General features: G+C 58.1%; 11 protein-coding genes. 5 read left to right on the top strand and 6 right to left on the bottom strand.

Translation table 11 applies throughout. From position 1 onward, the window contains the following. The 3 genes from ACR0EV_RS16255 to ACR0EV_RS16245 form a co-directional block, all read right to left on the bottom strand. Positions 1-1,164 (bottom strand): benzoate/H(+) symporter BenE family transporter, encoded by a 1,164-nt coding sequence (locus tag ACR0EV_RS16255; RefSeq protein ID WP_480801032.1) that lies wholly within the window; start codon positions 1,162-1,164, stop codon positions 1-3. A 142-nt stretch (positions 1,165-1,306) separates the two neighbouring features. Then, complete coding sequence (locus ACR0EV_RS16250) at positions 1,307-4,468, bottom strand: valine--tRNA ligase (RefSeq protein WP_480801031.1); 3,162 nt, start codon at positions 4,466-4,468, stop codon at positions 1,307-1,309. A 79-nt stretch (positions 4,469-4,547) separates the two neighbouring features. Continuing rightward, the gene (locus ACR0EV_RS16245; RefSeq protein ID WP_480801030.1) at positions 4,548-5,276 is read right to left on the bottom strand and encodes a dienelactone hydrolase family protein; all 729 of its coding nucleotides are present in this window, start codon (positions 5,274-5,276) and stop codon (positions 4,548-4,550) included. Between the two features lie 112 nt (positions 5,277-5,388). Between ACR0EV_RS16245 and ACR0EV_RS16240 the strand changes: the two genes are divergently transcribed. Both ACR0EV_RS16240 and ACR0EV_RS16235 read left to right on the top strand, forming a co-directional pair. Then, positions 5,389-7,680 carry a xanthine dehydrogenase family protein molybdopterin-binding subunit gene (locus tag ACR0EV_RS16240; protein WP_480801029.1) on the top strand — a complete coding sequence of 764 codons (2,292 nt, stop codon included), beginning with the start codon at positions 5,389-5,391 and terminating at the stop codon, positions 7,678-7,680. Beyond that, positions 7,658-8,734 (top strand): DUF2235 domain-containing protein, encoded by a 1,077-nt coding sequence (locus ACR0EV_RS16235; RefSeq protein ID WP_480801028.1) that lies wholly within the window; start codon positions 7,658-7,660, stop codon positions 8,732-8,734. The genes ACR0EV_RS16240 and ACR0EV_RS16235 overlap by 23 nt, the downstream gene beginning before the upstream one ends. A gap of 3 nt (positions 8,735-8,737) precedes the next feature. Here ACR0EV_RS16235 and ACR0EV_RS16230 read toward each other — a convergent pair whose 3' ends face one another. Together ACR0EV_RS16230 and ACR0EV_RS16225 are read right to left on the bottom strand one after the other, a co-directional pair. Next, positions 8,738-9,361: an NUDIX hydrolase gene (locus ACR0EV_RS16230; RefSeq protein WP_480801027.1), complete on the bottom strand. Its 624-nt coding sequence runs from the start codon at positions 9,359-9,361 to the stop codon at positions 8,738-8,740. A gap of 26 nt (positions 9,362-9,387) precedes the next feature. Next, entirely contained in the window at positions 9,388-9,963 is a 576-nt protein-coding gene (locus ACR0EV_RS16225; protein WP_171235262.1) for a GcrA family cell cycle regulator, read from the bottom strand. Positions 9,964-10,089: 126 nt separating this feature from the next. Here ACR0EV_RS16225 and ACR0EV_RS16220 point away from each other — a divergent pair, with 126 nt between their 5' ends. The 3 genes from ACR0EV_RS16220 (at position 10,090) to ACR0EV_RS16210 (ending at position 12,527) form a co-directional block, all read left to right on the top strand. Next, positions 10,090-10,893 carry an ABC transporter permease gene (locus ACR0EV_RS16220; RefSeq protein WP_480801026.1) on the top strand — a complete coding sequence of 268 codons (804 nt, stop codon included), beginning with the start codon at positions 10,090-10,092 and terminating at the stop codon, positions 10,891-10,893. Between the two features lie 108 nt (positions 10,894-11,001). Continuing rightward, a complete protein-coding gene (locus tag ACR0EV_RS16215) occupies positions 11,002-12,111 on the top strand; it encodes a Hint domain-containing protein (RefSeq protein ID WP_480801025.1) in 1,110 nt (369 codons plus the stop codon). Beyond that, a complete protein-coding gene (locus ACR0EV_RS16210) occupies positions 12,108-12,527 on the top strand; it encodes a NusA N-terminal domain-containing protein (protein WP_480801024.1) in 420 nt (139 codons plus the stop codon). The genes ACR0EV_RS16215 and ACR0EV_RS16210 overlap by 4 nt, the downstream gene beginning before the upstream one ends. Here ACR0EV_RS16210 and ACR0EV_RS16205 read toward each other — a convergent pair. After that, on the bottom strand, positions 12,507-13,409 hold the full coding sequence (locus tag ACR0EV_RS16205; RefSeq protein WP_480801227.1) for a DMT family transporter: 903 nt from the start codon (positions 13,407-13,409) through the stop codon (positions 12,507-12,509). The two genes, ACR0EV_RS16210 and ACR0EV_RS16205, sit on opposite strands and share 21 nt — an antisense overlap. Positions 13,410-13,703: the final 294 nt, after the last annotated feature.

Below are 13,703 nucleotides of genomic sequence, written 5' to 3'. Positions count from 1 at the left end.
CTATCTGATGCGTTGCGAGATCAGATAAGCGACCCCGCCTGCCAGCAGCCCCCAGACGGCCGCGCCCAGACCAAACGCTGTGATGCCCGAGGCTGTGATTGCAAGGGTCAGAATGGCTGCTTCGCGTTCTGCCGGAACTTCCAGCGCGGCGAAGGTGGCGTTGGCCATCACGCCGATCAAAGCGACACCAGTCAGTGTTCCCATCAGTAGCGGGTCGGCATGGGCGGCAAATCCGGTTATCGCTACGGCGAAGATACCAAACAGGCAATAAAACACCCCAGCCATGATCGCTGACCAATAACGTAAGGTGCGATCCGGGTGGCTGTCTTCGTTGGAACACATAGCGGCTGTGATGGCAGCAAGGCAGGTGGCGGGTGCCCCGAATGGGGCGGACAACAAGCTGGCCCCGCCAACCGATGAGAACAGCTTGCCCGGGGCAGGCGTGTATCCAAAACTGCGCATGACCGCGATGCCTGGAATATTCTGTGTGGCCATTGTCACGACAAATAGGGGCAAGCCAATGCCGATGGCCGAAGCCAGCGAGAATGTGGGCATAGTCCAGACCGGAGCAGCCAAGTAACTCTCGGGTCGTACAGATGCCCCTTCAGCGCTGAACACGACGACCAGTGCCGCGGCCACAACGGCCGCGGGCACGGCGAATAGCTTGTTGAAGCGCCCGGCAATAAACCATGTCAGGATCACAGGCAGGGCTTGCCAAGGCAGTTCGACCGCGGCCTTGAAGGGGACGATACACAGCGGTAGTAGAACGCCCCCCAACATGGCTTGGGCCAGCGTCGTCGGGATTGCAGCAGCCAAACGGCCGAGCGGTTTCCAGAGTCCGGCCAAGACCGTCAGCGCACCGGCGCAAAGAAAAGCGCCGATTGCGCCCGAGAAGCCCTCGAACGGGGTGGCGGAAACGGCCAGCAGCGCCGCGCCAGGGGTGGACCAGGCCACGCTGATCGGCTGCTTGTATCTTAAGCTGAGAAAGATCGCGGCTAGCCCCATGGCGATGGCGGCGCTCATCAGGCCCGAGGCGGCCTCGGCCTTGGATGCGCCCATGGCGGCGAGCCCTTGCAGGACGATGGGGAACGAACTGAAGAACCCGACGACGGCCACGACCAGTCCGGTCGAGACGGTTTGCATCGGGGGAAAGGGCTGCGCCATCGGGGCCTCGGGCGTTGATTTGCTTGATTGCTAACAACTGGCAGGTGGGGCGAACAAGGGGAAAGCTTTGAGGGTAAAGAAAAACCCCTGCGTCAGTATGGGCGCAGGGGTTGGGATTTGAGTATTTGTGAAAAGGTGAAGATCAGGCAATCTCAGCGAGGCGGGCGAGCGCCTCGTTCAGCTTCGCCTCTTCTTCTTCGCGGGCGGCGAGGTTGGCTTTGGCTTCCTCCACCACCTCTTCCGGAGCCGAGGCCACGAATTTGGGGTTGTTCAAGCGCCCGCGTAGGCCGCCCAGCTCTTTGGCCAGTTTGCCTTTGGCCTTTTCCAGCCGTTCTTTTTCTGCGCCGATGTCGATGATATCTGCCAGCGGCAGACCGAAGGAGGCTCCGGGCGCGGCGATGGAGATAGTGCCTTTGGGCAGTTCGTCTGCATTGGTCAGGCTGTCGATCCGTGCCAGGCGTTTGATCAACGCCTCGTTACGGTCCCATGCGGTCTGGCCGTTGGCGTCGATCTCGGTCACCAGCATTGGCACATAGAGGCCAGCCGGCACCCGCATCTGCGCGCGGGCCGAGCGGGTGTTTTCGATCACCGAGATCACCCAGTTCATCTCGCGATCCGCGTCTGCGTCGATCAGATCGGCGGCGGTATAGGTCGGCCAGTCGGCGTGGACGACCATTTTTGCGCGGTCGCCGGTCAGGCCCCAAAGCTCTTCGGTAATGAAGGGCATGATCGGATGTAGCAAGACCATGCATTGATCCAGAACCCAACGCATGGTGGCGCGGGTTTCGGCCTGTGCCTCGGCGTCGTCGCCTTGCAGCAGGGGTTTCGACAGTTCCACGTACCAATCGCAGACCTTACCCCAGACAAAGGCATAAAGCCCGTTGGCTGCGTCGTTGAAGCGATAGCTTTCCAGGGCCGCATCGACCTCTTCGCGCACGCGCGCGGTTTCGCCGATGATCCAGCGGTTCACAGCGGCTTTGGGTTTCAGGTCGACCACGTCCAGTTGCGGCACGGCGTCGGTGAAGACTTCGTTCATCTCTGCGAAGCGGACGGCGTTCCACAATTTGGTGCCGAAGTTGCGATAGCCGGTGATGCGCTCGCGCGACAGTTTCAGAACGCCACCAATCGCCGCCATCGAGGCATTGGTAAAGCGCAGCGCGTCGGCGCCAAACTCGTCCACGATTTCCAGCGGGTCGATGACGTTGCCGGTGGTCTTGGACATCTTCTTGCCCTTCTCATCGCGGACGAGCTGGTGCAGGTAGACGGTGTGAAACGGGATCTGATCGACCACGGCCAGTTGCATCATCATCATCCGGGCGACCCAGAAGAACAGGATGTCGAAGCCGGTGATCAGAACGTCCGTGGGGAAGTAGCGTTCCAGTTCCTCGGTTTGCTCGGGCCAGCCCAGCGTGCCGATGGGCCAGAGGCCGGAGGAGAACCATGTGTCGAGGACGTCGGGGTCGCGCCAAACCGGGTAGACCAGCTTGGTTGGATCCTGTTCGACGGCATATTGAGCCAGGCTTTCCGCAAACTGATGGATGGCTTCCTGCTTGTCGGCGACTTCGATGACCGTCGCGTGGCTCAGTGGGCTGGGAATGTTTGCGTTGTCGTCGAGGAATTTCTCCGTCACAGCCTCAAGGCTCGCAGCACATTCCATGACGTTGCCACGGTGCAGCATTCCACCTTCGTTGAGCAAACGGCCCAGTTCGACCAGATCAAGGTCGCCGTCGTTTTCGTCGTCCTTGAAGTTCTCAGCCGAGAGATCAAGGCCATACCAAACCGGGATCTGATGTCCCCACCACAGCTGGCGCGAGATGCACCAGGGCTCGATGTTCTCCAACCAGTGGTAATAGGTCTTCTCGCCCGACTCGGGGATGATCTTGACCGTGCCGTCCTTGACCGCATCCAACGCAGGGCCGACGACTTTTTCGGCGTCGACGAACCACTGGTCGGTGAACATCGGCTCGATAACGACTTTTGAGCGGTCGCCGAAGGGTTGCATGATTGGCTTGCTCTCGACCAGCGGCACCATCTTGTCGGCACCTTCGTGATCGGGCTTCAAAGCAGTCGAACCCAGACGTGGATCATCCGCGCGGGTCATGACGGCAAGACCGTCAGCAGTAATCTCTTCAACCACCTTCTTACGCGCTTCGAACCGGTCGAGGCCACGCAGGTGATCGGGGATCAGGTTGATCGCGTCGATCTCGTTCTCGGTGAAGGATTTGCCGCGCGCGTATTCCTGCGCTTTGTCGGCCTCTTCGGCGTAAGGCGCGCCATCGGCCCGCATCGCGCCCTTGGTGTCCATCAGGCGGTACATCGGAATGCCGCCGCGCTTGGCGACCATGTTGTCGTTGAAGTCATGCGCACCGGTGATCTTCACCGCGCCCGAGCCGAAATCCGGATCGGGGTAGTCATCTGTGATGATCGGAATCTGACGGCGATGTTCTTTCGGACCAACCGGGATTTCGCAGAGCTTGCCCACAATGGGCGCATAGCGCTCATCCGACGGATGAACCGCGACCGCGCCGTCGCCCAGCATGGTTTCGGGGCGGGTCGTGGCGATTGATATGTAATCCCGCTCCTCGCGGAAGATCACATTCCCATCTTCATCTTTTTCCAAATACTCATATGTCTCACCACCGGCCAAGGGGTACTTGAAGTGCCACATATGCCCGGCGACCTCAATATTCTCGACCTCAAGGTCCGAGATTGCGGTCTCGAAATGCGGGTCCCAGTTGACCAGACGCTTGCCACGATAGATCAGGCCCTTTTCGTACATATCGACGAAGACCTTAATGACGGCGTCGTGGAAGTTGGCCGAGTTCTCATGCCCCGTGCGAGGATCACCTGCCGCACCGGCCATGGTGAAGGCGTTCCGCGACCAGTCGCACGATGACCCCAGACGCTTCAGTTGTTCGATGATCGTACCGCCATATTCGCCTTTCCATTCCCAGACTTTCTCCAGAAATTTCTCGCGGCCCAGTTCTCTACGACCAGGCTGCTGCGTGTTGGCCAGCATCTTCTCGACCTGCATCTGTGTGGCAATGCCCGCGTGGTCTTGGCCGGGTTGCCAGAGCGTGTCGAACCCGCGCATCCGGTGCCAGCGGATCAGGATGTCCTGCAACGTGTTGTTGAACGCGTGCCCCACATGCAAAGCACCCGTTACGTTGGGCGGCGGGATCATGATGGTAAAGCTCTCGTCGCGCGAGCGGTTCGCGCCTGCCTTGAAGGCTCCGGCCTGCTCCCAGGCTTCATAGATGCGGGCCTCGGCCTCGGCCGCGTTAAATGTCTTTTCCATCGCCATGGGATGCGTCCTGCGTCAACAAATTCGGGTCAGCGCCTGCAATAGCGAATGGAGGCAGGAAGGGGAAGGCCCTGCGCGCTTAGCTGATGCCAAAGCGGGCTTTGAAATAGGCGTCCACGCGCTGATAGGCAGGTTCGTGGAAATCCAGCGTCAGAAGGGAGTGATCCTTGCCGGGGTATTCAACAGTCTCCAACAGATCGCCGAAAGCCTGTTCCAACGCTTGCATCAGTTTTTTCGGGGCCAATTTGTCATCGGAATACCGCATTGCCAGCCCTGGGCCCTTCGCGGCCATACCCGCCGACGCTGCGCCGATATCCTGCGTGCTCATGTGAAGATGCTTGCCACCAAAAATAGGCAAAGCAGGTTGACTGGCAACCCCACCGACAATGGCGTCTTCGGCCATCAAAGTCAGGGCAAAACTGCCTGTCAGGCACATGCCGATGACACCTACACCGGTGCTACCTTCGCGCTGTTTGATCTCGTGGGTTAGGGCGCGCATCCATCCCGCGATAGGACTCTGTTTGCCTCTGGCAAAAATATTGAATTCTTTTCGCACGCAAAACAGCCGAGCTGTGTTTTTGGCAATTTCAGTTTTGCCATATGTTCCAAAAAGATGCGGAAGATAAACGCGAAATCCAGAAGCGTTCAGCTTTGCCGCCAGTTTCAGAGTCTCGGGTCCGATCCCGGGCAACTCCTGCAAGATCAGGATCGGCGGGCCTTCCCCACCGACGTAGATGTCATGTGTCACCGTCTGACCGGTGGTCAGTGGCGCGGTGTAGGGGAAAACAGTTTCATGGGACCAGTTCATGAACAAATCTTACTCCAACACCCTGTAGGCGCAAGCAAACTTCTGCGAGCTGCGCTGGACATCGTCCAAGCACGGGCTAGGCTCGCCCCAAGACCCGACAGGAGGAAAGTCCATGGAAAAATTTGGCAAGAGCCAGCCCGTAAAGCGGACCGAGGATCAGAGGTTCCTGACCGGGCAGGGGCGTTACATGGACGATGCGGTGCCCGAGAACGCGCTGTTTGCCGCTTTCTTTCGCAGCCCGATGGCCCATGGGGATATTGCTAATTTGGATCTTAAAGATGCACGCACTGCCGAGGGTGTGCGCCTCGTGATGTCGTTGGATGATCTGGAAGCTGCGGGCATCGACACGGTGCTCAACGCGGCTGTTTTGCAGAACCGTGATGGGTCCAAGGCGGCGGCTCCGGATCGGCATATGCTGGCCAAGGATCGTGTTCGCTTCGTGGGTGAGCCTGTTGCGGTTGTCATCGCGGATACGCTTGTTCAGGCGCAGGACGCGGTCGAGTTGATCTGGATGGATACAGAAGAACGCCCCGCCAAGCTGGATGTAGAGGCGGGTGGTGAGGCCCTTCACCCTGAAGCCCCAGACAACCGGGCTTTTGACTGGGGATTGGGTGACGAAACTGCGACCGAGGCGGCCTTTCAAGCCGCTGCACATTCGGTTTCACTGAACGTTTTGGACAACCGGGTCATCATCAGTTCGCTAGAACCGCGCGGCTGTCAGGCTGAATGGTCCGACGGTCGCCTGCATTTTTCATATGGCGGGCAAGGCGTCTGGGCGATGAAGGCGCAATTGGCGCAAAAGCTGAAACTCGACGCTGAAGATATCCGTGTCACCACGCCGGATGTGGGCGGCGGTTTTGGGATGAAGGTGATGCCCTATCCTGAGTATTTCTGCGTCGCTGTCGCTGCGATGAAGCTGGGCCAACCGGTGCACTGGATGTCGGATCGGTCCGAGGCGATGCTGTCCGATCACCATGGCCGCGACCTGCACTCGCTGGCCGAACTGGCCTTTGACGCTGATCACAGGATCACCGCCTACCGTGTCCACAGCAAGGTCAATCTTGGCGCTTACAACAGCCATTTTGGGCAGGCGATTCAGACAAGCCTGTTCAGCAAGGTGCTGATGGGCGTTTATGACGTGCAAACCACCTATCTGCGGGTCGAGGGTTTCTACACCAACACAACACAGGTCGATGCATACCGCGGTGCCGGGCGCCCCGAGGCGATCTATGTGCTGGAACGCGTTATGGACCGTGCAGCGCGCGAGTTGGGCGTTGATCCGTGGGAGCTTCGGCGCAAGAACTTTATACGCCCCAACGATTTTCCTTATACCTCCGCCACTGGCGAAACCTACGATGTCGGCGATTTCAACATGATCCTTAGCCGTGCAGCCAGCCAGACCATCGGCTTTGAGACCCGCAAAGCGGCAGATGCCGAGCGCGGCCTGATCCGGGGGCAGGGACTTTGTTACTATATCGAAAGTATTTTGGGTGACCCTTCAGAGAACTCAAAGGTCGAGTTTTGCGAGGACGGCACCGTGAACCTTTACGTTGGCACGCAGTCGAACGGGCAGGGGCATGAAACGGTTTACGCCCATTTCCTGTCGGACCAGACCGGTATTCCCATGGACAAGATCACTGTCATTCAAGGCGATACCGACAGGCTTGGCCACGGTGGCGGCACCGGTGGATCGCGCTCGGTCACGGTGCAAAGCACAGCGACGCTCGCCACGATTGACAAGATGATCGCCGCATTCACGCCTTATCTGGCCGATAAGATGGGGGTCGAGGAAAGCGATGTGAGTTTTGACCACGAGACATTCCGCGCGCCGGGGTCCAACCTGACGCCGACCCTGACCGAGGCGGCCGAGATGGCGCGTATCGATGGGCGCATGGATCTGCTAGAGCATGAGGCGCGTGCCAACCTGGATGCTCGCAGCTATCCAAACGGCGCGCATGTTGCCGAAGTCGTGATCGATTCTTACACTGGGGAAACGTGGGTTGATCGCTATGCGGTCGTCGATGATTTTGGTAACCTTATCAACCCGATGCTGGCCGAAGGGCAGGTACACGGCGGGGTGGTGCAGGGCATCGGACAGGCGTTGAACGAGCGCGTTGTGCACGATGCACACGGGCAACTGCTCACGGCTTCGTTTATGGATTACGCCTTGCCCCGCGCCTCTGACATACCCATGATTAAGTTTACCTCGGCTCCGGTCCCGTCAACCTCGAACCCTATGGGCATGAAAGGGTGCGGCGAGGCCGGTACAGTGGGCGCGCTGGCCGCAGTGGCAAACGCGGTTCAGGATGCGCTCTGGGATCACGGGGTGCGGCAGGCGGATATGCCTTTCACGCCTCAAAGAGTATGGGAATTGCTGACGCATGAATCTGTCGCGGCTGAGTAGAAAGGTTCTTGGATGGCTCGGGCGGCCTTTGCGGTCCGAACATTCTGCCGAGGTGCCGCACCGCGAACCGCTCAGCCATGTCATCATCCTTGACGGTACCATGTCGACGCTCGAACCAGGGTTCGAGACCCACGCCGGGCAAACCCTGCGCCTGTGTTGCGAGATGGGCAGCAAGATTTCGGTCTTCTATGAAGCAGGCGTGCAGTGGGAAAGCTGGAAATCCTCGCTGGATGTGATGATGGGGCGGGGTATCAACCGTCAGATCCGCCGCGCCTATGGTTATCTTGCCTCACGCTACAAGCCGGGGGACCGGATCTATTTCATCGGCTATTCGCGTGGAGCTTATGGCGTACGCAGTCTGGCCGGAGTGATCGACATGATTGGTCTGCTCAAGGCCGAACACGCGACCGAGCGCAACATCCAGCAGGCCTATCGCCACTATGAATGCAATCCCAGCGGCACCGCAGCGCGCGATTTTCGCCGCAAGTTCTGCCACGACGGGGTTGAGATCGAGATGATCGGGGTCTGGGACACCGTCAAGGCGTTGGGCCTGCGGCTGCCGCTGCTGTGGCGCTGGGCCGAGGAACGCCACGCGTTTCACAACCATCAGTTGGGCCCCTCGACCCGCCACGGCTATCACGCCATGGCATTGGACGAAACGCGCGAGGTTTTCGACCCGGTGCTGTGGAAATGCACGCCCGAATTCAAAGGCCATGTGGAACAAGTCTGGTTCCGGGGCACACATGGTGACATCGGCGGGCAGTTGAACGGGTATGAAGAGGCACGACCGCTCAGCAACATTTCCTTGATCTGGATGCTGGACAAGGCCGAGATGCACGGATTGCCGTTACCTGAAGGCTGGCGTGACCGCTTCCCCACCGATCCGCACGCGCGTTCGGTTGGGACATGGCGCGGCTGGGGCAAGATTTTCCTGCTGCGCAAACACCGCAAAGTAGGCCGCGATCAATCCGAGCGTCTGCACGTCTCGGTTTCACCTGACGAATTGCCCGGTTGGGTGGCGATGCCGAACCTGCCGTCACATCCCGCGCAGTAGAGATCAGTCAAACAGCGCTGTTGCCGAGGACGTAGATTGCGCATCAAACGCTTCTACAATGTCCCGCTTAATGTTTCGAGCAAGCGACAAGTCAGGCAGCTTTGCCATTGGGAAGAAACCAACATCGCTGGTTTCGCTTCCCGCTCTGGGGTCATCCTGCCCAACTTCGTCACATAAAAAGAACAGCTTATAGAAATCCCTTGCATCCGCCGGGTAAGGGTGCCGCGCTTTGTGGCGTAGGGCGTACAAACGCTGCGCCCGAACGCGCAGCCCGGCCTCTTCCCAGACCTCACGCTCGATATTTTCTGCCGGAGAGCTGCCGATATCGGCAAAGCCGCCGGGCATCGACCAACACCCGTCACTGCGTTCGCGCACCAGAAGGATGCGGTCGTCCCGGATCACCGCACCGCGAATATCGATACTGGGCGTGGCGTAGCCACCCGCATGGTCTGTGATCAGCCCTTCAATCCGCGAAATCGGCACCCGCCCAAGATCAGCCAGCATGGCGCGGGCCATGGCAGCGATCTCGTCGTAACGTTCCCGGTCAAAAGGGTCTTTGGTGAAATGCTGGCCGGTTTCAGACAGGGCCAGCAGGCGCTTTGCACGGGCTAGCCAGGTATCCTCCATTGCTGTCGGATCCTGGCGCATCTGTGTTACCGGCGTCGATCGCGGCGCGCGCTCATGGGTTGGAAGGCCACGCCCACATGCGCTTCGCAATAGGGTTTGCCTGCTTCAACGGGCAGACCGCAAAACCAGAAATCTTCTGTCGCCGGATCGCCGACCGGCCATTTGCAGGTTTTCTCGGTCAGTTCCATAAGCGTCAGCTTCTTGGCCTTCTTTTCGACCTCATTGACCTTTGCCAGCGCCTCGGGGCTGATCTCGTTAGCCGACGGCTGTGGAGGCAACGGTTGACCGGCAGGGATGATCTGACGGCGGGCGGGCACTGCGGGTTTCGCCTCGGCCGCGGGGGCAGGGGCCGGACGCGCCGGTTCGGTCTTGGGCGCAGGTTTTGGTTTGGCCTCGGCCTTGGGCGCCGGAGCTGGTTTTTCCTTGGGCTCGGACTTGGCCGGAGAAGCGCCCGCTGCCCGGTTGGACAGGCCCAGGCGATGCACTTTACCGATCACCGCGTTGCGGGTCACGCCGCCCAGTTCCTTGGCAATCTGGCTGGCCGACTGGCCTTCGCCCCACATCTTCTTCAGCAGTTCTACGCGCTCGTCGGTCCAGGACATCTTAAGCCTTTCAAAAGCGGAAAGCGGCCCCGGATTCGGGCCGCCTTGGGAAATCGTCTCAGCCCCCTATTCTAAACACTGCAGCCCGAGTTACAAGCAGTCTTCGAATCAGGTTGAGGGTAAACCATGCAGAATTCCGCAGATCAGACCGCGCACCGCTTTGGAGCAGTCAACTGGATGGGCCTTTACACACTGGCGCAGCGCGAAACTCTGCGCTTTCTGGCAGTCTGGACGCAAACTCTTCTTGCGCCGCTGGTTACGGCGGGCCTGTTTCTACTGATCTTTAACATCGCGATCGGACCCAGCCGCCCGGATGTCATGGGGGTGCCGTTTCTGGTGTTTCTGGCACCGGGAATCATGATGATGACAGTGATCCAGAACGCTTTTGCCAACACATCGTCTTCAATGGTCATTTCCAAAGTACAGGGCAATATCGTGGATACCCTGATGCCACCGCTGTCGCCGCTTGAAATCCTGCTTGGCTATCTGGCGGGGGGAATCGCCCGAGGCATCCTGATTGCGTGCGTCGTCGCTGTTGCGCTGGCCTTGGTTCTTGGCATCGTGCCACAAAACTTCATTATCGCGACGATCTTCGTCGTTTTGGGCGGCGCTTTTATGGGAGCATTGGGTCTGTTTGCCGGAATTTTTGCCAATAAGTTTGACCAAATGGCAGCCATTACCAATTTCATCGTCACACCGCTGGCCTTCCTGTCGGGCACGTTCTACTCGGTTCAGGCGCTCCCCCCGGTTTTGAACCGTCTGACTCACCTGAATCCGGTGTTCTATCTGATCGACGGTTTGCGCTACGGCATGATCGGTGTCTCGGACAGTTCGCCTTGGGTGGGTATGGCCGTCTGTTCCTTTGCTACGGTGGTGATCGGTCTCATCACCTGGCAGATGTTGCGCACAGGGTATCGCCTCAAGGCGTAGTGCCGCGCAGGCGACGTAACGTAAAGTTGATGCGTTTTCCGACTGTTATGTTGGCGGCAAGGCCCGAGTAGGATACTTGGTTGTTGAATAACGACAGGCGATTTTCTTATGGCACTTACAGAACTTATTGTCGGTGGGGATTTTCAGACACCCGGCATTTCAGGTCCGTTTCAGACCTTCAGCACCTATGGAGCGTGGTTCGGCACTGAAATCGAGATAGGCCAGGAATCGCTGTTCTTCAGCGGTGGAGATCCATCAGATCTTGTCCTTGAGCTTGATGGCAACAGTGGCGTGACTTCGGTTGTTCAACAAAGTTTTGTGGTGACAGGCGACAACAGGGGGGCAACGCTAAGTTTCGACATCGGTGCCCGAAATACAGGCGGGGTGTTTGCGGACCCTGTTCTTGTTGAGGTCGTGGATTCCAGCAACAATGTGGTGTTTCAGCAAGTCGTGACGCCGACCACTGCGGGAAGCTTTACGAACGTTTCTCTGAACTTCAATTTCGGGGCCGAAGGGACGTACACGCTTCGCTTTACCGAGCAGGGTCCAAACAACAGTCTCGGGACGATCCTCGACAATGTCTCTTTGATGGTTTGCTTCACGTCAGGTACCCGGATTTTGACACCGGATGGTGAAGTGGACATTAGTGATCTTTCAGTGGGCGACCTCGTTACAACTCTGGATAGTGAGCCGCGGGCCATCCGCTGGATCGGGTCCAAGAAACTCAGCCGTCTGGACTTGATCGCCAATCCCAAAATGCGACCGATACGCATTCGGAAAGGTGCAATAGGTCTGGGCATGCCGGCAACAGATCTGACGGTTTCTCCTCAACACCGTCTGTTGGTGCGTTCAAAAGTGGCGCAACGGGTTCTGGGAGAGGCTGAAATACTTGTTCCCGCCAAGAAACTTACCGCGTTGCAGGGGATTGAGAGAGTCGAAACCTGTGAAGAGGTTGAGTATTTCCATTTCGCACTCGAAGACCACTCAATTGTGGTCGCGGACGGTGCCTATGCCGAATCTCTCTATATTGGCCCCGAAGCAATGAAAATGCTGAGCGCCGAAGCAATTGAAGAGCTGAAATGCCTGTTTCCTGATCTGCTCGATGAAGCAACCAGCCCTGCACCTGCGCGACCGTTTCATGCCCACGGCAAGCACATTAACCGATTGTGCAAACGCCTGATCCAGAACAAAAAGCCCGTGGTGGAAGCGTCTGCATGAACGATGAAACATTTCTGGACCTACCTGAAGGGCTGAACCTGAAAGGTGAGCGAAACTTGCTCGTCTTGGCAAACGTCCTGACTCGGCAACAGCAGATCCCACGGGAAACCGCATTGCGGGAAATCGAAGCGGCCTATGTTCGTGCTGCCGAGGCGGAGTATGGGGCCGAGTATGAATTCTGGGCCAAGGTTGAGAAAGACGGGTCAATCGAATTGGTTCAGGTTCTTAAAGTCGTTGACGCAATGCTGAACGAGTACCGTGAAGTCGCGCTCACCGATCTTAGAAACACGCAACCGGATGCCGAGCTTGGGCATTACGTCGTAAACCCCGTGGCCCCCATTCATCCGCACAAAATTTCAGAGTGGTTGCAATCAGGCGAGACACAAATTCGGAATCTATCTATCACTGCGCGCTGAAGACGGTTTACTCACCCGCGCTTCACGCCAGACCAAAATCAGCCCTCCGGCCAGAATAATGGCGGACCCAATCAGGCTTGTCCGATCCGGGATCACATCGAACACGACGAAATCGTAAAACGCAGCAAAGATCAGTGTTGCATAGCTGATCGGTGCTACAAAAGAAGCATCCGCCCGCGCCATGCCATTGACGAAACAAGCTTGCGCACAGGCCATCAAAACACCGATTCCAGCCAACGCTGCCCATTGTACCGAAGTTGGCGTCTGCCAAACCGCGATCACTGCAACAGTGGCGATTGCCAATCCCATGGAGTTGTTCACAAGTAAAATCTGGATCGGAATTTCGCGACCCGACAGCTTTTTGATAAAAATTAACTCCATTCCAATGACCGCGGCTGCGGTCAAAGCCAGCAAAGCCGCGGGTTGAAAGCTGGCCGGGGTAGGGCGCAACAAAATCAATGCGCCGACAAGGGCAACTGCCGCCGCCAACCAGCGCCAGGGCCCAACCCCTTCCTTCAATAGTGGGATCGCCAGAACCATGGCGAAAACCGGGTTTAGGAATGAAATCGCAGTTGCATCTGCCATCGGAATATAAGCGACTGAAGCAAACATCAGTGTGATACCCAACCACCCAAAGCTGGTACGCCCAATATGTAATCTCCAATGCGGGCGTCTAAGGGTCGGGAGCAATACAGCAACAGCTGAAATGATCACAAGAAACGCGAATAGAAACCGACCATGGCTAATCTGCATCGGATGCAGTGGCGGACCCAGCGTATCCGTGCCAAGCGCCTTGGCCAGCAAGGTCGTGCCAGCCAGAAGAGCGCTGGCGGCAAAGATCAACAAGGCCGCGAGGGCTGGATTCTGGCGTGCGGGTGTCATGCCCCAGCGGTGCGGCACGCGGGCGCGAATGACAAGCAAGAAATCTCGTAGCAAGCACGCGCGAGTGAATTTTCGAAGCATCGTAAATAAAGGGTTTCCAGATCGAAGCAGCCTCGTTATACGGGCCGCCATGATCAAAACCGCACATATCCTGCGACTCCGACGCCGACGCCTGACCGCGTAACCGGCCTGTTTGATCTATTGCGCGTTCAAAATCTGCGCAAACCCCACCAAATCTGTTGACGACCAAGGCTCTCGTGTATCACTCACAGGGCTTAAGCTACTCGAAAAGGA

It is taken from the genome of Ruegeria sp. CF8, assembly GCF_056537285.1.
This window is presented reverse-complemented; position numbering and strand designations above follow the sequence as displayed.